This window comes from Leisingera sp. F5, from assembly GCF_001593695.1.
On record NZ_LUKH01000006.1, the window covers coordinates 84,218 to 105,747 of the forward strand.

Consider the following 21,530-nt stretch of genomic DNA (forward strand, 5'->3'; position numbering starts at 1 on the left):
AAAGCGGGAGGGCGGTTTTTGCCCACCGGGGCCAAGCACTGCCCTGACCGCTCTTTTCCCTGACCCTGGAAAAACCCCAACCCGCCTTATCCACAGCCCCTTGCGCCCCTCTTCCACCCGGCCCCAACACCTGCCATAATGACTGCCAATCAACACCAAGGAAGAGCAGTTCCCGCATATGGCCGACGACCTCCTCAGCACGCCTGCAGCCGACACCTATGACGCCTCCTCGATCGAAGTTCTGGAAGGGCTTGAGCCGGTCCGCCAGCGCCCCGGCATGTATATCGGCGGCACCGATGAGCGCGCGCTGCATCACATGGTGGCCGAGATCCTCGACAACTCGATGGACGAGGCCGTCGCGGGCCATGCCAACCGCATCGAAGTCACCCTGAACGCGGATTATTCCGTCACCATCACCGACAACGGCCGCGGCATCCCGATCGACCCGCACCCCAAGTTCCCGGACAAATCCGCGCTTGAGGTGATCCTCTGCACCCTGCACGCGGGCGGCAAGTTTTCCGGCAAGGCCTACCAGACCTCCGGCGGCCTGCACGGCGTAGGCTCCTCGGTGGTGAACGCGCTGTCGGATTCGCTGGTGGTGCAAGTGGCCAAGAACAAGGAGCTTTTCGAACAGCGTTTCTCCCGCGGGTTGCCGCTGGGACCCGTTGAGAAAATCGGCGCCGCTCCCAACAAGCGCGGCACCTTCGTGACCTTCCACGCCGACGAGCAGATCTTCGGCCACCACCGGTTCAAGCCCAAGCGCCTGATGACCCTGGTACGCTCCAAGGCCTATCTGTTCTCCGGTGTCGAAATCCGCTGGAAAACCCATATCGACGACGGTGAAACCCCGGCCGAGGCCACCTTTCACTTCCCCGGGGGCCTGCGCGACTACCTGAGCGAAGTGCTGGGCAAATCCTCGGTCTACGCAGACGCGCCCTTTGCCGGCAAGGTTGAGTTCCGCGAGAAATTCAACGCGCCGGGTTACGTCGAATGGGCGATCAACTGGACGCCCTCGCGCGACGGTTTCACCCAATCCTACTGCAACACCGTCCCCACGCCCGAGGGCGGCACCCATGTCGCCGGCTTCTGGGCCGCCATCCTCAAGGGCATCAAGGCCTACGGCGATCTGGTCGGCAACAAGAAGGCCGGCAACATCACCCGCGACGACCTGATGGCCGGCGGCTGCGCGCTGATTTCCTGCTTCATCGCAGACCCCGCATTCGTGGGCCAGACCAAGGACCGCCTCTCGACCGAGTCCGCCTCGAAAATGGTGGAAAACTCGGTCCGCGACCATTTCGACAACTGGCTCGCCGCCGACACCAAATCGGCGGGCGCCATCCTCGATTTCCTGGTGCTGCGGGCCGAGGAACGCCTGCGCCGCAAGCAGGAGAAAGAGACCCAGCGCAAATCCGCCACCAAGAAGCTGCGCCTGCCGGGCAAGCTGACCGACTGCACCTCCAAAGACCGCTCCGGCACCGAACTGTTCATCGTCGAGGGCGACTCGGCCGGCGGCTCCGGCAAGGGCGCGCGCAACCGGGTCAATCAGGCGCTCTTGCCCTTGAAGGGCAAGATCCTGAACGTGCTGGGCGCTGCCTCCAACAAGATCGGCACCAACGCCGAAATCCGCGACCTGTGCGAGGCACTGGGCGTCGGCACCGGCACCAAGTTCAACCTCGACGATCTGCGCTATGACAAGATCATCATCATGACCGATGCGGACGTCGACGGCGCCCATATCGCCTCGCTGCTGATGACCTTCTTCTTCACCCAGATGCGCCCGCTGATCGACGGCGGCCACCTCTACCTCGCCTGCCCGCCGCTGTTCCGCCTGACGCAAGGAGCGAAGCGCGTCTACTGCCTGGACGAGGCCGAGCGCGACAGCTGGCTGGAAAAAGGCCTCGGCGGCAAGGGCAAGATTGATGTGAGCCGCTTCAAGGGTCTTGGCGAAATGGACGCCAAGGACCTGAAGGAGACCACCATGGACCCCACCACCCGCAAGCTGATCCGCGTCACCATCGACGAGGACGAACCCGGCGAGACCGGCGAGCTGGTCGAACAGCTGATGGGCAAGAAACCCGAACTGCGCTACCAGTATATTCAGGAGAACGCGAAGTTCGTGGAGGAGCTGGATGTTTGAGGGGGGGCTCCCCCTCAATTACTCTGACCACTGCCACTCTCTGTGGTCCAGAATGCCCTGAGGTCTCCACAGATACGTTTTTTTCACGCCCAGTTTCGCGCTCCACGTCGCAGCCGCTCCAGAGCCGTTGTCAACTTGATACTCAGGTTTGTCCCGCACGACAATTTCAACCTGCTTTTCTCGAAAATACCGACTGATCAAACTATTCAGATGAAGGTCTTCTCCGCCGTAGCCAAGCAAAACAACGCCATCGGATTCCGCCATCGCCGTTTCAAGTGCAACCCAAAAAGCGCGCAGCAATGGGCTTGAGGCGATAACAGCTGCCTTATGAGCAACATGCGTTAATACCAGATGGGTAGACGAATGGCCGATTAAGGTATTAACACCAGCCAAGTTTGTCTTCCTAATGGCGCCTTGGTCATCGGTATAGTACAAAGGGCTACCATGAAGGTGTAAGTAAAAACCTTGGCTCGCGGGGCGAAAGCGCTCCAGATTTTCTTCGGCAAACTGGTGCTGAAACCCATCAATAAGATGATGCCTCGGTGCAAAAAGATCACTTCCAATAAATGAACGGTATAGAAGCTCATCATAATTTAGCGTTGCGATATGGCTTCCAGTACCAATTACGCTTTCAATCAAAGACGTTACAAACTCATTTGGGAGAGCGTGCTCAAGTTGATGAAAATAGGTCGCTGCACGGTGAATATAACTCCTAATCGCACTAGGAAAAATTCTTCCAGTATTGTTTAGCCAACCTACGCCTCCGGCGACTTCTACTTTTGAAATTTCATCACACGCCGCAAGAACACGCTGCAACTTGTCCAATTGGTCCTCACCTTGGGGAGCAACTAAAACATCATTCTCAATTACATCTTCTGGTAGGCACTGATGGATCAACTGCTTTTGTTCGACTGAAAGAACCACATTGTCATCCCATGCTGTTTGCAGGGCCTTAGACAAACTGTAATCTTCGTTGGACAACGCCCGCCCGAGCCCGTTCCCAAAAACGTATAACTTCCTCAATTCTAGCCCTTTCCCGTCAGCGTTTTGAGTGTGAATACAATCATTCGCTGATTACCTCTGCATTCATTCCCCCGTCAAGGCCCGCGCCTGACCTTGGGAGGGCGCGAATGCGCCTTCGTCATGCTGAAAGCATGCCTCCGGTATGACGGGAAGGTCAGGCGCAAGCCGTGCGGCTATCGCCCCACGTCCCAAAGGGGCACACCGCCCCCCCTTTCACCTTTGCCAAATACTCCCGCCCCCTGCCCGGCAGGCGGCTTTGCCGCCGAGAGGGGAGGCATCCAACATCAGCGGCAAGCGCCCCGGTCAAGGGCGTTGCGCCAAACCCCGATCCACCGCACGCCCCGCTTGCGCGCCCTTAACCCGGGCCTGCCATACTCCAATCCGTCGCGGCAAACCGGTGCGGACTGACACCCCGCACCACCAGGAGATACGGGAGCCCCACCACCACCTCCTTCATTGGGTGCAGGGGTTCTCCGCAGACCGAGAGCTTTCGAGCGGACATGGGGGCTTGCGACCCCCTGCCCGGCCCTCCGCCTCCGGCCCATCCGGGTCCTTGGCGGCGCCGCCACCTCTACCCCAGCCTGCACGGCACGGCCGCACATCAAAACGGCCCCCCGGCCCCAAACAGCCAGCCACCCGGACGGAGACCCCCTCCCGCCCGGCCAGACCCGCGTCCCGGTGACAGCTTCGTGAGGGCTGTTGCCTGAAACCGCTTTCCCTTCTTATGGTTAGGCCAGCCACTCACATCAGGGAAACAGCCATGGCCTTTATCGCGGACAACCAGCTGCCCCTGCTGATCCTGTTCTTCCTCACCGGCTTCATCGGCACCGCCTTCCTGTTCCGCAAACCGGCAGGCCACCGCGCCTGGAAACTGGCGGACCTCGTGTGGGTGGTCCTTGGCGGTTTTGGCGCGCTGGTCGCCGTCATTTCCGGCATCTACGCCGCCGACAGCTCCAAACTCGAACGCCAGATCGACATCGCCTATGCCGCAACGGCGGCCTTCGACCGCGACGCCGCCCGCTTCCGCCTGCGGTTCTGCGACCCCGCCTATGACGCCGACATCGCAGTCCTTTGCGAAAAGGTCGAATTTCTCTCCGCCTCCACCGCGGGCAACGCCGAACTGCCACTGTTCATCGCGGTCACAGATGAGGTCGCACCGCTGCAGGGCCTCAGCTTCCTGTTCGGCACCTCCCGCACCGGGATGGACGAGATGAAGGACATGGAGGCCCAGGCCAGCGCCTTCGACCCTGAGGCGTTTCTGGTCTTCACCGCGCTCGACGACCCCGCGCAAAGAGCGGTCGACAACATGCGCCGCAAGGTGCCCGCTATTGCCGGCGATTTCCTGATCATCGCGCGGGCCTATGACGATCTGGTCGCCCATGTCGCAAAGCTCAAGGACGAATGGGAATACCTGCAGGACAACGCCCATATCCTGGTGCTGCAGATCATCGCGCTCTGCCTTGTCAGCTTTGCCGCCCCCTTCCGCCTCGGCAAATCCATTGTCGAGCTGCGCCGGCCCCGCTAACCTGAACCGACGCCAAAAGGACCCGCCATGCGCAGCTTTGACGAGATCCACGCCATTTCCGCAGACCGCCACGGCGGCCCCGCGGCGCTGGAGGAGAAACTCACCAAACCCGACCCCAAGACGGCGGATCTGCCGGAGGACCGCTGGCTCTCGGTGATGACAAAATGCATCTTTCAGGCAGGCTTCAACTGGAAAGTGATCGAGGCCAAATGGGACGGCTTCGAGGAGGTCTTCCACGGCTTCGATCCCGGCCCCTGCGCCTTTATGCCGGAGGATGAGTTCGACCGGATCCTCAGCGACACCCGCGTGGTCCGCAATGGCGCCAAGCTTGCCACCGTGCGCGAAAACGCCGCCTTTCTGATGGAGCTGCGTGACGAGGGCGGCGCGGGCCAGGTGCTTGGCGGCTGGCCCTCTGCCGACTATACCGGGCTTCTGGAAATGCTCAAAAAACGCGGCGCCCGCCTGGGCGGCAACACCGGCCAATACGCCATGCGCTTTGCCGGCCGCGACAGTTTCATCCTGTCCCGGGACGTCACCGCCCGCCTGATCGCCGAAGGGGTGATCGACAAGCCCGCAACCTCCAAAACCGCCATGAAAGCGGTGCAAGCCGCCTTCAACACCTGGATGGAGCAATCGGGCCGCACGTTGACCGAAATCAGCCGCGTGCTGGCAATGAGCTGCTGACCGGATGGCAATGCAGACATGATCCGCGTCCTGCTTCTTGCCCTGCTGGCTCTCTCCGCCTGCGGCCGTCCGCTGACAGAGACCGAGCGCGCCTATCTGGCCGGGCTGCACGGGTCCAGCCTGAACGCCGGCAAGGTCCGCATTGTAAAGGGCGCACCGGTTGCCGCCATCACCTTCCGCCGCACACAGCGCCCGCGCGTCACCTGCCGCGAGCGCATCCTGCCGCCTGTCACGGACGAGGTCGTCACCTCCTCTCCCGCTGCCGTCGCGCTGTTCAACCGCATCTTCTTTGTCCGGGCCTGGTACACGGAGAACTACCTGCCGGACTACCCGGACAAGCTGCACCTGGTCGAGGCGATGCTGCTGGCGCATGAGGCGACCCATGTCTGGCAGTGGCAGAACCGCAAGCGCACCGGCTACCACCCGCTGCGCGCGGCTGCCGAACATGGCGGCCGCCGCGATCCCTATCTGTTCGACCTGGAAGGCGAGCCGGATTTCCTCACTTATGGCTTTGAGCAGCAAGGCGCCATCATCGAAGAATACGTCTGCTGCCGCGCCCTGGCCCCGCAGGCGGCGCGAACCCGCCGGCTGCACGGGATGCTGGCGGCCGCCATGCCGGTCAGCGCCCTGCCGCAAAACCGCGAAAGTGATGTCTACTTGCCTTGGAAAGACGCTGAACTGCGCGGCATCTGCGACTGACCCGCCGTTTTCATGCAATGAAAACGGCCCTGAAAAATCAATTTTTCAGAGCCGGGATCCGCGCCGGATTCCGGCGCCGCAACGTAGCACTTGTCCCCGCGGGCCGAATGCGTCCAGAACAGCCCTGCAACCATGAAAGGCACAGGCCCATGACACAATACGCCCTCATCATGCTGGCCGCCGGCCTTGGCATCCCGGTGCTGGCAGCCCTGAATGCGGCCTTAGGCAAGCTGATCGGCTCCCCGGCCTCAGCCGCTGTTGTACTGTTCCTGATTGCGCTGATTTCGACGCTTATCTATTGCCTGATCGCCGGACCGCAGGCCTTGGCAAAAATCCCGGCGGCACCGAAACACCTGCTTTTGGCGGGTGTTCTGGTGGCTTTTTACGTTCTGTCCATCACCCATGTGGCGCCGCATTTCGGCGTTGGCAATGCGGTGTTCTTTGTGCTGATCGGCCAGCTGATCTCGGCTGCACTAATCGACCATTTCGGCTGGTTCGGCGCCCAGGTCAGCCCGCTGACCTTGACACGCGCGGCAGGCATTTCGGTGATGGCGCTAGGGGTCTGGATCACCCAGATCGCGTGACGCCGGCAGGGGCGGTGCGGAAACTTTCGCTATATCCGCACAGCACTGCAACGGCAGGCCGCTGCCTGCCCCTACCCCTTCTTGCCGACGATCCGGATTGTGCCTTCCACCTGCGCACCGCTTTCGGTGGCCATGCTCTGGGCAGACACATCCGCCTTCACTTGCGAACTTGCCGCCAGCCGCAAGTCCTCGCACTGGATCTTGCCGCTGTAACTGCCCTCAACGGTCACAGATTGCGCGCTCAGCGCGCCGTCAACCGTGCCGCCCTGATGCACTGTCACCGCCTGCGCCGAGAGATCGCCGACCACCCGGCCCCGGACCTCGACACTGCCTTTGCTGGAGGTGATGTTGCCCTCAACAGTCACATCTTTTTCGATTACGGAGTTCACCACGTCTCAGCCCTTTCTGCGCATTCCCGGCCAGCCTAACCTGCCGGGCCCGGTTTGAACACCTGATAGCAAACCGCCGCCCCCGGCCATAGCCCGGGCCTGATGCCCCCGGCAAACTTCCGCCTGCCGCCGCTTGCTGCCGTTCTCCACCGCCTTCATCTTTTTGCAAATACTCTCGCCGAAGGCCTTGCGCCGCAAAGGCGCAATTTGCTCACATCGCCACCAGCAGCCCGTCCTGCAGCTTCACCTTTCGGTCCATCCGCGCGGCCAATTCCAGATTGTGGGTGGCAATCAGCGCCGACAGACCGGTGCCGCGCACCAATTCCATCAGCGCCGCAAACACCTGGTCAGCGGTGCCGGGGTCCAGGTTCCCGGTCGGCTCATCCGCCAGCAGCACCCGCGGCGCATTGGCCAGCGCGCGGCAAAACGCAACCCGCTGCTGCTCGCCGCCGGACAAGGCCGCAGGGCGGTGATCGGCCCGGCCAGCGAGGCCCACAGTGCCCAGCAGATCCGCCGCCCGCACCGCTGCCGCCTTTTGCGAAGCGCCATTGGCCAGCTGCGGCAGCACAATGTTTTCCAGCGCCGTGAACTCGGGCAGCAGATGGTGAAACTGGTAGACAAACCCCACCTCCTGGCGCCGGACCCGGGTGCGGCGGCGCTCCCCCTTGCGGGTGATATCCTCGCCCGCAATCCGCACCTCGCCCGCGTCCGGCGTATCCAGCAGGCCCGCGATATGCAGCAGCGTCGACTTGCCCGCGCCCGACGGCGCCACCAGCGCCACAACCTCACCCGCCTGCAAGGTAAGATCGGCACCGCGCAGAACATTCACCTGGCCGGGCGTGCCCTGCAGATAGGACTTGCTGATCCCCGTCAGCTCCAGCGTGATCTCACTCATAGCGCAGCGCCTCCACCGGGTTCAGCCGCGCCGCGCGGCGGGCCGGGAAAATGGTCACAAAAAACGACAGCCCCAGCGACAGGCCAACGGCCGACAGCACATCGCCTGGCCGCAGCTCGGCCGGCAGCGCATAGATGCCGCGGATCGACGGATCCCAGACGCCGCCGCCCATCAGATAGTTCACGAACGAAAAGATCGGATCGATGTACAGCGCAAACAGGCACCCCAGCAGCACGCCGAACAGCGTGCCCAGCACCCCGGTAAAGGCGCCGCAAATGAAAAACACCCGCATCACCGATCCTTCACTCAGGCCGATGGTGCGCAGGATGCCGATGTCGCGGCCCTTGTTTTTGACCAGCATGATCAGACCCGAGACGATGTTCATCGCCGCAATCAGCACCAGGATCGACAGGATGATGAACATCACATTGTCCTCGACCTCCAGCGCCCGCAGGAACCCGCCCGAGGCATCCCGCCAGGTCCACACGCCTGCGGTGCCGCCTGCGGCCCCCAGAATTGCAGCCGCCATGGCATCAACCTCTTCCGGGTCCTCCACCATCACCTCGATCTCATCCGCCACGCCCTCGCGGTTGAAGAACCCCTGCGCCTCGGCAAAGGGCAGATAAACGCGGGTGCGGTCGATGTCCCAGCGCCCGGCGGTGAAGACATAGACCACCTCATAGGCGTTGACCCGCGGGCTGGTGCCAAAGGCGGTCTTGACCCCGTTGGGGGAGATCAGCTTGATCTTATCACCCACGCTCACCCCCAATTCGCGGGCCACGCCGGAACCGATGGCGATGCCGTCCTCAAAACGCGCCAGGTCTCCCACGGCTTCCTCGCTTTGGGCGACACCGGGGATGCCTTGAATATCAGCCGCTGAGATGCCGAACACCTCGACACCTGCATTGCGCTGGCGCCGGTTGGCCATCACCTGCCCTTTGATCAGGGGGGCGGCCCGGGTAACGCCGGGCACCGCGGCCACCGTTTCAGCCAGCGCTTGATAGTCTTTCAGCGAACGGTCCAGCACTCCGGCCTCGGTCACCTCGCCATAGGAATAGAGCGTCACATGCGCGTTGGCGCCCAGAATGGTGCCGACAAATTCCGACCGGAAGCCCGACCGCACTGCCAGCGTGGCAATCAGAGCAAACACCGCCAGAGTGATGCCGATGAGGCTGATCCAGGTCATCACGCTGACCCCGCCTTCGGCCTTGCGGGCCCGCAAGTACCGCCAGGCGATGATCCATTCAAATCGTGAAAACGGCGGAGGTGTCGTGGCCATATGCTGTCCTGCCCGGAAATTTTGCTGCAACCTGTGCTGCCGGGCGCCCGGGGTCAAGGTGTGGTTGCCGGTCCGGCCCTTTTTCCGCTGCTGCTGGCGCCGCCGGGCTTGCCGCAGCTTCGCCTGCCGGACGGCGCCGCACGGCGCCCTGCGTTGCGCCCTCGGGCGGCAGACAATTTTCTTGCAAGAAAATTGGCCGGAATTTTCAAAAATTCCGGCAACGCTGCGCCCCGCAGAAACCTTAGCTCCGGCAACGGAACCCCCTCCCGCCATTAACCCAAATGACCTTCGCGTGACCTCACGGCAAGGTCGCCTCCAGTTGAACTTCCGTGAAGGGCGCAAAGCTATGCGAACAGAATTTCCCGCCCCAGGGTGCCCTCACGTCATTTCAATTTGAGGACACCCCATGACTGATATCCGCATTGTTGCCACCAACACCTCTGCCCAGGGCGGCACCTTTCTGACGCCGTTCTGGTTTGCCGCCCATGACGGCAGCTTTGACCTCTACAACCGGAACGAAGCCGCCTCGGCCGGGCTGGAGGCGCTGGCCGAGGACGGCAACTTTGCCCCCATCAACGCCGAGGTGGAGGCGCTGGACAGTGATGCCGTGACCGGTGCGGTGCTGGGCGCAGGCGGCCCGCTGGCCACCGGCGAAACCGGCGTGGCAGAGATCAGCATCGACGGCGCCTCCAACGGCTACATCTCTCTGGCAGCGATGCTGCTGCCGTCCAACGATGCATTCGTCGGCACCGGCCAGGGGGTGCAGCTGTTCGACGCGGACGGCAATTTCCTGGGCGCCCAGGACATTACTTTTGACGGCAGCAGCGTGCTGGATGCGGGCACCGAGGAAAACACCGAAGAAGACGCCGCCTTCCTGAACCAGACCGCGCCGGACACCGGCGTGGACGAAAACGGTGTGGTCACCCTGCATGAGGGCTTCCTGCCGGAGGGCGAAGGCCGCATCCTGGGCGGCACCAACGCAGCCGGCGCCTTTATCGACCCCGAGACCGCTGACTTTACCCGCCCTGGTGCCCGGATTGCGGATATCCACATCAATGAGTACCGCGAGACCGAAGGCACCGAAGGTTTTGATTTCATCCGCGGCTCCTCAGCTGACGATCTGGTCAGCGCAGGCGGCGGCCGCGATATCCTGCTGGGCCGCGGCGGCTGGGACGAGCTGGACGGCGGTGCGGGCCGCGATGTGCTGTTTGGCGGCCGCGGCAACGACACGCTGGACGGCGGCACCGGGCGGGACGTGCTGAAAGGCGGGCGCGGCAATGACACGTTCATCTTCGAAGACGGTGACGGGCGCGACCGAATTCTGCGGTTCAACGCCGAAGACGACCTGATCTCACTGGATGTTGACGGGGTTGAGAGCTTTGAGGATCTGGCTGGTTTTGCCCGCAGCCGCGGCGCAAACACTGTGCTGAATTTCGGTGATGGCGATGCGCTGGTTCTGCGCGGCGTGGAGTTTGACGACCTGAGCGCCGCCAATTTCGATATCCTTTGAACAGAGGCCTTGAGCAAAGCCCCCGCCCGCAGGCGGGGGCACAAATCTTTTGCAGAAAAGATTTACCAAGAGTTTGTCAAACCTCTTGGTCCCAGGCCGTCTGGCGGCAGGCAGGCAGGCGGAGCCGCGCAGGTTCATGCCGGATTTGGATATTGCCTTGCGTCCTCCTGCCTGCAGGCTTTAACGGGCTGCTTGCCGCCTCTCAAGAAACCGGGGACAACATGGACAAGTATTTCAAACGCGCGCTGCCGTATCCATCGCTGCGGAGTGTGATAACCGCCGGTTTGGGCGCCTTCCTGGCAATTGCTGCACTTTCCCTGCTTACGGCCCACGCCAATCTGCTGCTGCTGATCGCCCCCTTCGGTGCCAGCTGCGTGCTGCTGTTCTCAGTGCCGCAAAGCCCGTTGTCGCAACCTGCAAATGTGGTCGGCGGCCACTTGCTGGCCACTGCTATCAGTCTTGGCCTTAATACCGTACTGCCGGAAACCTGGTGGGCGCTGGCGCTGGCCGTGGGGCTGGCAATTGCAGTGATGGCAGCGCTGCGGCTGACGCATCCGCCTGCAGGCGCTGATCCGCTGGTGGTTTTTGCAGCCGATCCCGGACTTTCTTTCCTGCTGTTTCCGGTGCTGGCCGGCGCGGTGGCCCTGGTCGCCATCGCCGCGCTGTTCCACCGCCTGGCCGGGCATGAGTATCCGTTGAAACACAGCTAATCACGCCAGCCTGAAAATCGCCTAGAGAATAACCCCGCCGGGCAGCGCCGGCGGGGTTATTCTTTTCCAATCTCTGGCCCGGATCAGAAACCGCGTCCGGTCGGGTGTTTTTTGTAGACTGCAACCACCTTCTTAACGGCCTCTTCCGGCGACAGCTCCTCGCTCTCGCCAGTCCGGCGCGAGGTCAGCTCCACCACGCCGTTCTTCAGCCCGCGCGGGCCGACGGTGATGCGCCACGGCAGGCCGATCAGGTCCATGGTGGCAAACTTGCCCCCTGCCCGTTCCTTGCGGTCATCATAGAGCGGATCCAGCCCGGCCGCGGTCAGCGCAGCGTAAAGCTGGTTGCAGGCTGCATCGGCCTCGTCGTCGCCCTGCTTAAGGTTGACGATACCGCAGTGGAACGGGGTGACGCCCTCAGGCCAGATAATGCCCTTGTCGTCATGGCTGGCTTCGATGATGGCGCCCAGCAGACGTGACACGCCAATGCCGTGGGACCCCATGTGGACCGGAACGGGTTTGCCATCCGGGCCCTGCACGGTTGCGCCCATCGCATCGGAATATTTGGTGCCGAAGTAGAAGATCTGCCCCACTTCGATGCCGCGGGCCACCCGGCGGCGCTCCTCGGGGATCTGGTTGAACAGGGCTTCGTCATGGGTCTCGTCGGTGCGGGCGTATTTGGAGGTGAACTCCTCCAGCACGCCCTGGCACTGCTCAACACTGTCATAGTCGATCTCGCGGTCCCCGAAGGTCAGATCGGTGACGGCGCTGTCATAGAACACCTCCGACTCGCCGGTATCGGCCAGCACCAGGAATTCATGGGTGTCATCGCCGCCAATGGGGCCGGAGTCAGCCCGCATCGGGATCGCCTGCAGCCCCATGCGCTCATAGGTGCGCAGGTAGCTGACAAGGTGGCGGTTGTAGGCGTGCAGCGCGTCTTCCTTGGTCAGGTCGAAGTTGTAGCCGTCCTTCATGTAGAATTCGCGGCCGCGCATCACGCCAAAGCGCGGGCGGATCTCGTCGCGGAATTTCCACTGGATCTGGTACATGGTCAGCGGCAGGTCCTTGTAGCTGCTGACATGGGCGCGGAAGATGTCGGTGATCAGCTCTTCCGCCGTTGGGGTGAACAGCATGTCGCGGTCATGCCGGTCCTTCATGCGCAGCATTTCCTGGCCATAGGCCTCATAGCGGCCGCTCTCGCGCCACAGGTCGGCGGACTGCATGGTCGGCATCTGCATCGGAATATGGCCCGCGCGGATCTGTTCGTCATGGACGATGCTTTCGATCTTCTTCAGCACCTTGAAGCCCAAGGGCAGCCAGGAATAGATCCCGGCGGAGGATTGCTTGATCATCCCGGCGCGCAGCATCAGCCGGTGGCTGACAATCTGGGCTTCCGAGGGGTTCTCTTTCAGAACCGGCAGAAAATAGCGGGACAGGCGCATCTTGGCTCCATCGGTGATGTGGGTTCGAGTTCCCGCCCGGTTTAGTGGGTGATGGGGGTGCGGGCAAGTGGGGAGAACTGAGCTTTCGAATTGGAGAAGTTACGCCAGCCAGTCTGCATCGTACGAGGAAAATCGCTGGCCACGACTTCTTGAGCTTTTCTGGGCGGGTATAGCTGCAGTGCAAACCACGGTTTAACGTTTGATTTGGTACGCTGTGTAACCCCAAATGCAAAAAAGAACGATAACTGCGAAGGCAGGATCTACGAACCCTAAGGTGACTTCCGAAGGGAGGTTTTCCCTTACCAAGTTTGCAAGAAAATTATCACCTTCCAGAACCACACCAATGGCTGCAAAACCGCCAAGAAACAGCGTTGCAAAGCCTGCATCCTGAAGTGACTTCATATCTTTAGGAGAGAGCTTATGGGGAAGAAATCTCTCCACAAGCTGCAGGACTTTTTCGCCGAACCGATCTGAGAGCCTAGTCAATTGACACCTTTCCTCCAGAAACTCAAATTCCGCAATGTAACATATTCTGCGTGCAGTCAAACTAGGAGATTGGGCGAAGCAGAAACCGCCCCCAACCTTGATGCCAAGGTGCCATTTCTCCCCGCTGGACGCGCAAGAGGCAAACACTCGTGCCCTCACGCTCCCAAAGTAACTGCGGGCGCCCAAACGCCCGCAGAAGTTTCACTTACGCTTTGACGTAGCCTACATCTTCGCCCGCTCAGCCCGCAGCGCCAGCCACAGGCAGTAGCACATGATCAGCACCACCAGCGTGAACGGGATGCCGGTCGAGACCGCAGCACCTTGCAGCGCCGACAGGCCGCCGCCGAGCAGCAAGGCAATCGCCACCAGACCCTCCAGCGTGCACCAGAACACCCGCTGGATCACCGGCGCATCCATTTTGCCGCCTGCGGTGATGGTATCGATCACCAGTGAACCGGAGTCCGATGAGGTCACAAAGAAGATCACGATCAGCACCAGCGAGACTGGAGCCACGATGGAATAGAGCGGCAGCTCCTTCAGGAAGCCGAACAGCGCGCCCTCGGGTTTGTAGCTGTCGATCACCGTGGCCTTGACGCCTTCGGCGCCGCCTGCGTTCAACATGTCGATGGCGCCACCGCCAAAGGTCGACATCCACAGCGCGCAGACCGCGGTGGGCGCGATCAGCGCGCACAGCACGAATTCGCGCACCGTGCGGCCCTTGGAGATGCGGGCGATGAACATGCCGACAAAGGGCGACCAGGCGATCCACCAGGCCCAGTAGAAGGTAGTCCAGCCGTGGAAGTAACTTGTGTCCTCACGCCCGAACGGGTTTGAGAGCGCCGGAAGCAGCAGCACGTAATCCACCATCACGTTGAAATAGCGGGAAATTGCAGCGCCGATCCCCGTCACCAGAATGACAAAGATGAACAGTCCGACCGCCATCACCATATTGATCTCCGACAGGCGTTTGACGCCGGCATCCATGCCCATAAGCACTGAGCCCAGCGCAATTGCGGTGATGCCGATGATCAAGAGGACAACAACCGTCGGGGACGGCTCGATGCCGAAGACCTCATAGAGGCCGGCCGCAACCTGCTGCGCGCCAAGACCCAGCGAGGTGGTCAGCCCGAACAGGGTGGCAAAGACCGCCAGCGTGTCGATGGCGTGGCCCCACCAGCCCCAGACCCGTTCGCCCAGGATCGGATAGAAGGCCGAGCGCAGGGTCAGCGGCAGGCCGAGGTTGTAGCAGAAGATCGCCAGCGACAGGCCAACCGCGGCATAGACCGCCCAGCCCTCAAGACCCCAATGGTGAATGGTGCCGACAATGCCGATGTATTCATTGCCCGGCTGGGTGATGTCGATGTTCAGAGGCCGGGCGGCCCCGCCTTCGGAGAAGTTGTAATAAACCGGTTCCAGCACGCCGAAGAACAACAGGCCGATGCCGATGCCGGCCGCGAACATCATCGCAATCCAGCCGGCGTAGGAATAGTCCGGCGTCGCATCCTGGCCGCCGATCCGGACCGAACCGACCGGCAGCACGATCAGCGCCAGGCAGAACAAGGTGATGGCATCCACCGACAAGACCAGGAACCAGTCGAAGGTGCTGGTGAGCCAGGGCCGGAGCCAGCCGAAAAAGGCCGCCGCGGCTTCCTGATTGGCCAGCGCAATCAGCACAAAAGCCGCGATCAGAACACTTGAGATCAGGAAGACAGGGTTATGGATATCCAGACCGAACGGCCGGATGTTGTCCTGTCCCAGTTCATGTTCCGTCTCGAAGTCCCAGACCCTCGGGTCGGGATCGAGCATTTTCTTTGTCTCTGGCATGACGCCTCCCCTTATACTCGTCAACTATCCCGCAAGTGTCGCATTAAATGCCGGAATTACCTAATCCGGCGTCCAAGCCTGCCATGGCAGCAGGCGGCAGATCGCGCAGAGGGACCGGTTCCGCTTGCCCGCGCAGATGTCGTTTTTGCGGCATCATGGCGTAAAAGAACTTGAACCGTCGTTCAAGATTCGAAATTGTTACCGGAAACATCGCCCTCAGCAGGGACAAGGGAGAGACAGACGTGGCCAAGACCATTACCGAGCCGGCACGCGAGATTCCGGTCATTCATGAAACCGAAGTGCTGGTGGTGGGCTCCGGCCCCGGCGGGCTGGCGGCGGCGCTGGCGGCGGCGCGGGCGGGGGTGGAGGTTACGCTGCTCGACCGCTTCGGCTGTTTCGGCGGCAATATCACCGCCGTGGGGGTCGAGGGTTTTGCCTGGTACCGGCACAAGGAGACGGTGGAGGCCGGCGGCATCGGCTGGGAGTTCGAGGAGCGCGCCAAGGCGATGGGCGCCGCAGTGCCCGAAAGCCAATCGCTGTCTTATGAGCTGGACAGCGAGGGGTTCAAGCTGGTTGCCGACAGGCTGGTCGAGGAGGCCGGCATCCACCCGATGCTGCACCGGGTCTTCGTGGCGCCGATCCGCGAGGGCAGCCGGATCACCGGTGTTATTGCCGAGAGCAAGGCAGGCCGCGAGGCCATTCTGGCAAAACGGGTGATCGACGCCACCGGTGACGCCGACATTGCCCATATGATGGGCGCGCCTTGCGTGAAAACCCCGGTGGAGCAGATGCAGGCAGCCTCCGTCATGTTCCACATTGCCGGCGTCGACAAGAAGAAGTTCATGGAAGGTGTCAAAGCCGATCCGCAGACCTATGCCAACTGGTCGACCGGCGAATGGCAGGTGGAGACCTCAGGGAAAGAGGACGATATGTACTCTCCTTTCCTGGCAAAACCCTTTGGCCAGGCGATCCGCGACGGGGTGATCCCGGCGCATCTCAATACCATCGGCGGCACCTGGGGCGCGGTGCATGACTCGGGCGAGATGACCTATATGAACCTGGTGCATCTGGCCGGGATCGACGGCACTGATCCGGACAGTATGACCAAGGGCGAGATTGAGGGCCGCAAACAGGCGATGCACGCGATTGACGCCCTGCGCGCCTATACGCCGGGCTGCGAAGGCGCGCGGCTGCGCAACTTCGGCATGACCATCGGCATCCGCGACACCCGCAAGATCGACGCCCATCACAACATCACCGAGGACGAGACACGGCATCAGGGCCGGTTCGAGGACACCATCGGCATCTACCCGGAGTTCATCGACGGCTACGGGGTGCTGATCCTGCCGACCACCGGGCGTTACATGCAGATCCCCTATCGCGCAATGCTGCCCAAGGGCGTCGAGGGCCTGCTGGTCACCGGCCGGGCGATTGGTGGAGACAAGATCGCCCATGCCGCCACCCGCAACATGGCCTGCTGCGCCGTGGCCGGGCAAGGTGCCGGGATTGCTGCCGCACTGTCGGTCAAGGCGGGCTGCGACTTCGGCGCGGTGAACATCACGGACGTGCAAGCCGAGCTGAAACGCCAGGGCGTGAGGTACTTGTGACGCAGGCCATTCCCACCATCGACATCTCGCCCCTGTGCGAGGCGGATCACCCGCAGCGGCACGAGACCATCCGCGCCATTCAGACAGCGGCAGAGGATATCGGGTTCCTGTCGGTCACCGGCACCGGCGTGGCGCCGGAAACCGTGGAGGACGTGCGCGCAGCGGTACGGGCAATCTTTGCCGTGGAAGAAAACTCCAAATGGGATCAGTCGATTACCCGGGAGAATTACCGTGGCTACATCCCGATGGGCTTCTTCACACCGAACGACGGGTCTGGAACCGCAGACAAATACGAGGGTTACAAGTTGCACCATGAGGTGGCAGCGGACGACCCCATCCGCGCCGCCTGCCCGCTTTACGGCCCCAACCGCTGGCCGGTGGAAGTGCCGCAGGCGCGGGAGGTGATCCTGGGCTACTGGGCGCAGCTTGACGGCGTGTTCCACCTGCTGCTGGGGGCGCTGGCCGAAGGGCTGGGCCTGGACCCGGCGCAGTTCCAGCAGCCGTTTGAGACGCCGCTCACCAACATGACTCTGCTGCACTACCCGCCGCAGGCGCCGGAAGACGAAGGTTTTGGTATCCATCCGCACAAGGACACCGACGCGCTGACCATCATCGCGCCCGACCCGGTGGGCGGATTGGAAGTGCAGGCGCGTGATGGCGGCTGGATAACGCCGGCCTGCCCGCCCGGCGGCTTTGTCGTCAATATCGGCGACATGCTGGAGCTGTGGTCCGGCGGGCGGCTGGTCTCGACCCCGCACCGGGTGGTGAACAAAAGCGGGCGGGAGCGCTACTCCTTCCCCTATTTCGCGGTGCCCCGCCATGACGTGGTGGTACAGCCGCTGCTGCCGCCGGTGGAAGGGTTCGACCGCCCCGCGGTCCATTGCGGCCACTGGTCAACCGAGATTTGGCGCACCAACTGGCCGGACGAAGACGCAGGCGCCGATACGCCGGAACTGGGCACGATTCACAGCTAGAACACCGCCTGGCCGATAGGCCGGGCAGCGCCCGTCCGCCCCCATGGGCGGGCGCTTCGCTTTCACCCGCGGACGGGTGCTGCCCTCAACTCCTTACGGCTCAGCCGTTTTTTCACATCACACTGTGGTTGAAGCAAAGCCTTACCGGCCGGCCGGGCAGAAACCTTCCACCACTTGCCCCCGGCCTTTTCCGCCTTATCCCCGCCTTGCCCACAGGCGAATTGCGCACGGCCCTTGCAAGCCCCGGCCCCATCAGGGAAGACTGGCCGCCAAGATCCTGAACCAAACGGATAAAGGGCGGATTGTCGGACCATGGCGCTACCAGCAAAGAAACAGTTCAAATACTGGGGCATCGCTGCGGCGGTGTTTGCCGTTGTGATGTGGGCGCTTGGCGGTGTGCTGATGCCCTTTATCCTGGGTGCGGCAATTGCCTATATGATCGACCCGATTGCCGACCGGCTGGAAGCCTGGGGGATGAGCCGCACGGCTGCCACCGCCGCCATCACCGTCGGCGCGCTGCTGGTGTTCCTGCTGCTGCTGCTGCTGGTGGTGCCAACGCTGATCTCGCAGATGATCGATCTTGCCAATGTGCTGCCGCAGCTCTTGCGCGATGCCCGCGCCTTTGCGTCCGAGCATTTTCCTTCGGTCTTTGAGGAAAACAGCCGCATCCATCAGGCGGTGACCTCCTTTATGCAGACGCTGCAGTCGCGCGCAGTGGGTGTGCTGCAATCGGTGCTGGGCTCGGCTGTCTCGGTGCTGAACATTGTGGTGCTGCTGGTCATCGTGCCGGTGGTGGCGGTCTATCTGCTGCTGGATTGGGACCGGATGGTCGCCCGAATTGATGAACTGCTGCCGCGTGATCATCAGCCGGTGATCCGCCGCCTGGCGTCTGAGATCGACGCGGTTCTGGCGTCGTTTATCCGCGGCATGGGCATGGTCTGCCTGATCCTGGGCACCTATTACGCCGTGGCGCTGATGCTGGTGGGGCTGAACTTCGGCCTTGCCGTCGGCTTTATCGCCGGGCTGATCACCTTCATCCCCTACCTTGGCGCCCTCATCGGCGGCGCGCTGGCAATCGGCCTGGCGCTGTTCCAGTTCTGGGGCGACTGGGTGTCGATCGGGCTTGTCGGCATCATCTTTGCCATCGGCCAGGTCGCTGAAGGCAACTTCCTGACGCCAAAGCTGGTGGGCGGCTCGGTCGGGCTTCATCCGGTGTGGCTCTTGCTGGCGCTGTCCGTGTTCGGCGCGCTCTTTGGCTTTGTCGGCATGCTGGTGGCGGTGCCTGTGGCCGCCGCGCTGGGGGTCGTCGCCCGCTTCCTGACTGAGCAATACCTGGACAGCCGTCTCTATCAGGGGCAAAGCCATCCCAGTGCCGTAAAGCAGGACGCAGGGGCGGAATAAGGCACATGGCACAGCAGCTGAGCTTTGACCTCCCGGCGAAACCTGCGCTGGGGCGGGATGATTTCTTTGTGGCGCCCTCCAACGCGATGGCGGTGGCGCTGCTGGACCCCGGCTTTGCCTGGCCCAGCGGCAAGCTGGTGCTGACCGGCCCTGCCGGCGCGGGCAAAACCCATCTGGTGCATGTCTGGGCCAGCCAGACCGGGGCGCGGATCATCGGTGCAGAACGTTTGACCGCCGAGGCCGTGCCGGATCTGGCCCAAAGCCCCATCGCGGTTGAGGACGTGCCGCAGATCGCTGGGAGCCAGGCGCAGCAGGACGCGCTGTTCCATCTGCACAATCTGGTGCTGGCACAGGGCCACGCGCTGGTGATGACCGGCCGCGGCGCGCCGAACCTCTGGGGGCTGACCCTTCCCGACCTGCAAAGCCGGGTGCAGGCCGCCACCCATGCCGAGCTGCAGCCGCCGGACGACCAGCTGCTGGCGGTGGTGCTGGCCAAGCTGTTCAACGACCGCCAGATCACCCCGAAGCCGGATGTGATTCCCTATCTGGTGGCGCATATGGACCGCTCATTCGCCGCCGCGGCGCGGATTGTCGGGCGGCTGGACCGGCTGTCACTGGCGGAAAAACGCAGCCTGTCCCGGCCGCTGGCGGTGCGGGTGCTGACCGAGATCCGCCAGGAAGCCACAGAAGAGGCCGCGGAAAAAGACGCATCTGCAAGCGGTTGACCGCTGCCTTCCCTTCAATCATCCTGACCGCGGATTGCCAGACGGAGCCCTCATGAACGTGACCCAGGACCCCGCCGCCGCCAATGCCGATTGGGGGCCCTTCGGCCGCCCGATCTTTGATGACCCCAGAGCCCGGGCGCTGTCGCGGGTGGGGGTGGTCGACGTCGGCTCCAACTCGGTCCGGCTGGTGGTGTTCGACGGCGCCGCCCGCAGCCCGGCTTATTTCTATAACGAAAAGATCATGTGCGCGCTGGGGGCCGGCCTGTCCGAGAGCGGCCGGCTGAACCCCGAGGGCCGCGAGCGGGCGCTGTCGGCGCTGCGCCGGTTCCAGCATCTGGCCAAGGGCATGGGGCTGCCGCCCTTGTCTGCCGTCGCCACCGCGGCTGTGCGTGACGCCGAGGACGGTCCCGGATTCTGTGCCGAGGTGCTGCGCGAGACGGGCCTCAAAGTCCACGTCATTGACGGGCGCGAGGAAGCCCGGCTGTCGGCGCAAGGCGTGCTGTTGGGCTGGCCCGGCGCCTATGGGCTGGTCTGCGATATCGGCGGCTCGTCAATGGAGCTGGCGGAGATCCAGGAGAATACCGTGGGGCGGCGGCTGACCTCGTCGCTGGGGCCGCTGAAGCTGCGCGACATCAAAGGCGGGCGCCGCGGCCGCAAGGCGCATATCAAAGAGGTGATCGAACAGCTGAAAGGCGAGATGGGCGCGCAGCGCGACCGGCTGTTCCTGGTCGGCGGCAGCTGGCGCGCCATTGCCCGCATCGACATGCACCGGCGCGGCTATCCCTTGAAGGTGCTGCATGAATACCGGATGTCCGCCAAGGACGTGCGCGAAACCGCCCGCTATATCGAGACCCGCAATCTGGACAAGCTGCGCGACGCCTGCGGTATCTCCTCCAGCCGGATGTCACTGGTGCCTTATGCCATCGACGTGCTGACCCGGCTGGTCAAGACCTTCAAGCCCAAAGACATCGCCGTCTCCAGCTATGGCATCCGCGAGGGGCTGCTGTACGAGCAGATGCCGCAGCGTCTGCGCGCCCGCGATCCGCTGATTGAGGCCTCGCGCTTTGCCGAGGCCAAGGACGCCCGCGTGCCCGGGTTCGGCGGCACTCTGTATGAATTCGTCAGCCCGCTGTTCAGCGGTGCACGGCACAGCAAACGGCGGCTGGTCAAGGCGGCCTGCCTGCTGCATGACGTCAGCTGGCGCGCCCATCCCGACTACCGCGCCGAGGTCTGTTTCGACAATGCCACCCGCGCCAATCTGGGCGGGCTGAAGCATTCCGAACGGGTGTTTCTGGGGCTGGCGCTGCTGCACCGTTACAGCAACAAACGGCAGGGCAGCGCCTTTGAGCATCTCTACGCGCTGCTGGATGAGAAAGGCCAGCATGAGGCCGAAGTTCTGGGCAAGGCGATGCGGTTCGGCGCGATGCTGATGCTGACCAGCAGCGGCGATATCGGATCCTTGCGCTGGCAGCCGCGCAAACGCATTCTGCATGCCGAGCTGCCGGACGCGTCACGGCCGCTGTACGGCGAGGTGGCTGAATCCCGGCTGCAGTCACTGGGCAAGACGCTGGGGGCAGAAGTGGTGCTGTCCTTCAGCAAGCCCGCGCTGATATCAGAGAAGTAACATCCCGTTTGGCAG

Annotated in this window: 19 protein-coding genes; 12 read left to right on the forward strand and 7 right to left on the reverse strand. The window is 62.8% G+C overall.

Annotated elements, in window-relative coordinates; genetic code table 11:
• Nucleotides 1–178 precede the first annotated feature (178 nt).
• Entirely contained in the window at nt 179–2,137 is a 1,959-nt protein-coding gene (gene parE / locus A2I95_RS05315; protein ID WP_291728578.1) for a DNA topoisomerase IV subunit B, read from the forward strand.
• A gap of 18 nt (nt 2,138–2,155) precedes the next feature.
• Here the strand turns inward: parE and A2I95_RS05320 are convergent, their stop codons facing one another.
• Complete coding sequence (locus A2I95_RS05320) at nt 2,156–3,097, reverse strand: SIR2 family protein (protein ID WP_291728580.1); 942 nt, start codon at nt 3,095–3,097, stop codon at nt 2,156–2,158.
• Between the two features lie 823 nt (nt 3,098–3,920).
• Here A2I95_RS05320 and A2I95_RS05325 point away from each other — a divergent pair.
• The 4 genes from A2I95_RS05325 to A2I95_RS05340 all read left to right on the forward strand — a co-directional run bounded on the left by A2I95_RS05325 (nt 3,921) and on the right by A2I95_RS05340 (nt 6,652).
• On the forward strand, nt 3,921–4,685 hold the full coding sequence (locus tag A2I95_RS05325) for a hypothetical protein (protein ID WP_291728582.1): 765 nt from the start codon (nt 3,921–3,923) through the stop codon (nt 4,683–4,685).
• 27 nt (nt 4,686–4,712) lie between these two features.
• Nucleotides 4,713–5,369, forward strand: a complete 657-nt coding sequence (locus A2I95_RS05330; protein WP_291728584.1) for a DNA-3-methyladenine glycosylase I — start codon at nt 4,713–4,715, stop codon at nt 5,367–5,369.
• Between the two features lie 18 nt (nt 5,370–5,387).
• Complete coding sequence (locus A2I95_RS05335) at nt 5,388–6,068, forward strand: hypothetical protein (protein ID WP_291728586.1); 681 nt, start codon at nt 5,388–5,390, stop codon at nt 6,066–6,068.
• A 149-nt stretch (nt 6,069–6,217) separates the two neighbouring features.
• Nucleotides 6,218–6,652 carry a DMT family transporter gene (locus A2I95_RS05340; RefSeq protein WP_027259436.1) on the forward strand — a complete coding sequence of 145 codons (435 nt, stop codon included), beginning with the start codon at nt 6,218–6,220 and terminating at the stop codon, nt 6,650–6,652.
• 71 nt (nt 6,653–6,723) lie between these two features.
• Here the strand turns inward: A2I95_RS05340 and A2I95_RS05345 are convergent, their stop codons facing one another.
• The 3 genes from A2I95_RS05345 to A2I95_RS05355 all read right to left on the reverse strand — a co-directional run bounded on the left by A2I95_RS05345 (nt 6,724) and on the right by A2I95_RS05355 (nt 9,215).
• Nucleotides 6,724–7,044: a polymer-forming cytoskeletal protein gene (locus A2I95_RS05345; RefSeq protein ID WP_291728590.1), complete on the reverse strand. Its 321-nt coding sequence runs from the start codon at nt 7,042–7,044 to the stop codon at nt 6,724–6,726.
• Between the two features lie 208 nt (nt 7,045–7,252).
• On the reverse strand, nt 7,253–7,936 hold the full coding sequence (locus tag A2I95_RS05350; protein WP_291728592.1) for an ABC transporter ATP-binding protein: 684 nt from the start codon (nt 7,934–7,936) through the stop codon (nt 7,253–7,255).
• On the reverse strand, nt 7,929–9,215 hold the full coding sequence (locus A2I95_RS05355; protein ID WP_291728594.1) for a lipoprotein-releasing ABC transporter permease subunit: 1,287 nt from the start codon (nt 9,213–9,215) through the stop codon (nt 7,929–7,931). The genes A2I95_RS05350 and A2I95_RS05355 overlap by 8 nt, the downstream gene beginning before the upstream one ends.
• 406 nt (nt 9,216–9,621) lie before the next feature.
• Between A2I95_RS05355 and A2I95_RS05360 the strand changes: the two genes are divergently transcribed.
• Together A2I95_RS05360 and A2I95_RS05365 are read left to right on the forward strand one after the other, a co-directional pair.
• Nucleotides 9,622–10,725 carry a spondin domain-containing protein gene (locus tag A2I95_RS05360; protein ID WP_291728596.1) on the forward strand — a complete coding sequence of 368 codons (1,104 nt, stop codon included), beginning with the start codon at nt 9,622–9,624 and terminating at the stop codon, nt 10,723–10,725.
• Between the two features lie 221 nt (nt 10,726–10,946).
• Nucleotides 10,947–11,435 carry an HPP family protein gene (locus A2I95_RS05365; protein ID WP_291728598.1) on the forward strand — a complete coding sequence of 163 codons (489 nt, stop codon included), beginning with the start codon at nt 10,947–10,949 and terminating at the stop codon, nt 11,433–11,435.
• A gap of 83 nt (nt 11,436–11,518) precedes the next feature.
• On the opposite strand, the gene proS is transcribed toward A2I95_RS05365, so the two are convergent.
• The 3 genes from proS to A2I95_RS05380 all read right to left on the reverse strand — a co-directional run bounded on the left by proS (nt 11,519) and on the right by A2I95_RS05380 (nt 15,184).
• Complete coding sequence (gene proS / locus A2I95_RS05370; protein ID WP_291728600.1) at nt 11,519–12,874, reverse strand: proline--tRNA ligase; 1,356 nt, start codon at nt 12,872–12,874, stop codon at nt 11,519–11,521.
• A gap of 192 nt (nt 12,875–13,066) precedes the next feature.
• The gene (locus A2I95_RS05375) at nt 13,067–13,360 is read right to left on the reverse strand and encodes a hypothetical protein (RefSeq protein WP_291728601.1); all 294 of its coding nucleotides are present in this window, start codon (nt 13,358–13,360) and stop codon (nt 13,067–13,069) included.
• Nucleotides 13,361–13,582: 222 nt separating this feature from the next.
• Entirely contained in the window at nt 13,583–15,184 is a 1,602-nt protein-coding gene (locus A2I95_RS05380; protein WP_291728602.1) for a BCCT family transporter, read from the reverse strand.
• Nucleotides 15,185–15,426: 242 nt separating this feature from the next.
• On the opposite strand from A2I95_RS05380, the gene A2I95_RS05385 reads away from it, so the two are divergent.
• The 5 genes from A2I95_RS05385 (at nt 15,427) to A2I95_RS05405 (ending at nt 21,515) form a co-directional block, all read left to right on the forward strand.
• Nucleotides 15,427–16,791, forward strand: coding sequence for an FAD-dependent oxidoreductase (locus A2I95_RS05385; RefSeq protein WP_291728603.1), 1,365 nt, complete (start codon nt 15,427–15,429; stop codon nt 16,789–16,791).
• Nucleotides 16,788–17,765 carry a 2OG-Fe(II) oxygenase family protein gene (locus A2I95_RS05390; protein WP_291728604.1) on the forward strand — a complete coding sequence of 326 codons (978 nt, stop codon included), beginning with the start codon at nt 16,788–16,790 and terminating at the stop codon, nt 17,763–17,765. Before A2I95_RS05385 ends, A2I95_RS05390 begins: the two co-directional genes overlap by 4 nt.
• A 312-nt stretch (nt 17,766–18,077) precedes the next feature.
• Complete coding sequence (locus A2I95_RS05395; protein WP_291728605.1) at nt 18,078–19,166, forward strand: AI-2E family transporter; 1,089 nt, start codon at nt 18,078–18,080, stop codon at nt 19,164–19,166.
• 5 nt (nt 19,167–19,171) lie between these two features.
• The gene (locus A2I95_RS05400; RefSeq protein ID WP_291728606.1) at nt 19,172–19,891 is read left to right on the forward strand and encodes a DnaA/Hda family protein; all 720 of its coding nucleotides are present in this window, start codon (nt 19,172–19,174) and stop codon (nt 19,889–19,891) included.
• A 52-nt stretch (nt 19,892–19,943) separates the two neighbouring features.
• Nucleotides 19,944–21,515: a Ppx/GppA family phosphatase gene (locus A2I95_RS05405; protein ID WP_291728607.1), complete on the forward strand. Its 1,572-nt coding sequence runs from the start codon at nt 19,944–19,946 to the stop codon at nt 21,513–21,515.
• The last annotated feature ends 15 nt before the right edge of the window (nt 21,516–21,530 follow it).

Bases quoted from the DNA above. Each gene is read 5' to 3' on its own strand.
- A2I95_RS05355 (WP_291728594.1), bottom strand. From the start codon at position 9,215: ATGGCCACGACACCTCCGCCGTTTTCACGATTTGAATGGATCATCGCC.
- A2I95_RS05350 (WP_291728592.1), bottom strand. From the start codon at position 7,936: ATGAGTGAGATCACGCTGGAGCTGACGGGGATCAGCAAGTCCTATCTG.
- A2I95_RS05395 (WP_291728605.1), top strand. From the start codon at position 18,078: ATGGCGCTACCAGCAAAGAAACAGTTCAAATACTGGGGCATCGCTGCG.
- A2I95_RS05340 (WP_027259436.1), top strand. From the start codon at position 6,218: ATGACACAATACGCCCTCATCATGCTGGCCGCCGGCCTTGGCATCCCG.
- A2I95_RS05400 (WP_291728606.1), top strand. From the start codon at position 19,172: ATGGCACAGCAGCTGAGCTTTGACCTCCCGGCGAAACCTGCGCTGGGG.
- parE (WP_291728578.1), top strand. From the start codon at position 179: ATGGCCGACGACCTCCTCAGCACGCCTGCAGCCGACACCTATGACGCC.
- A2I95_RS05380 (WP_291728602.1), bottom strand. From the start codon at position 15,184: ATGCCAGAGACAAAGAAAATGCTCGATCCCGACCCGAGGGTCTGGGAC.
- A2I95_RS05325 (WP_291728582.1), top strand. From the start codon at position 3,921: ATGGCCTTTATCGCGGACAACCAGCTGCCCCTGCTGATCCTGTTCTTC.
- A2I95_RS05365 (WP_291728598.1), top strand. From the start codon at position 10,947: ATGGACAAGTATTTCAAACGCGCGCTGCCGTATCCATCGCTGCGGAGT.
- A2I95_RS05405 (WP_291728607.1), top strand. From the start codon at position 19,944: ATGAACGTGACCCAGGACCCCGCCGCCGCCAATGCCGATTGGGGGCCC.
- A2I95_RS05330 (WP_291728584.1), top strand. From the start codon at position 4,713: ATGCGCAGCTTTGACGAGATCCACGCCATTTCCGCAGACCGCCACGGC.
- A2I95_RS05360 (WP_291728596.1), top strand. From the start codon at position 9,622: ATGACTGATATCCGCATTGTTGCCACCAACACCTCTGCCCAGGGCGGC.
- proS (WP_291728600.1), bottom strand. From the start codon at position 12,874: ATGCGCCTGTCCCGCTATTTTCTGCCGGTTCTGAAAGAGAACCCCTCG.
- A2I95_RS05335 (WP_291728586.1), top strand. From the start codon at position 5,388: ATGATCCGCGTCCTGCTTCTTGCCCTGCTGGCTCTCTCCGCCTGCGGC.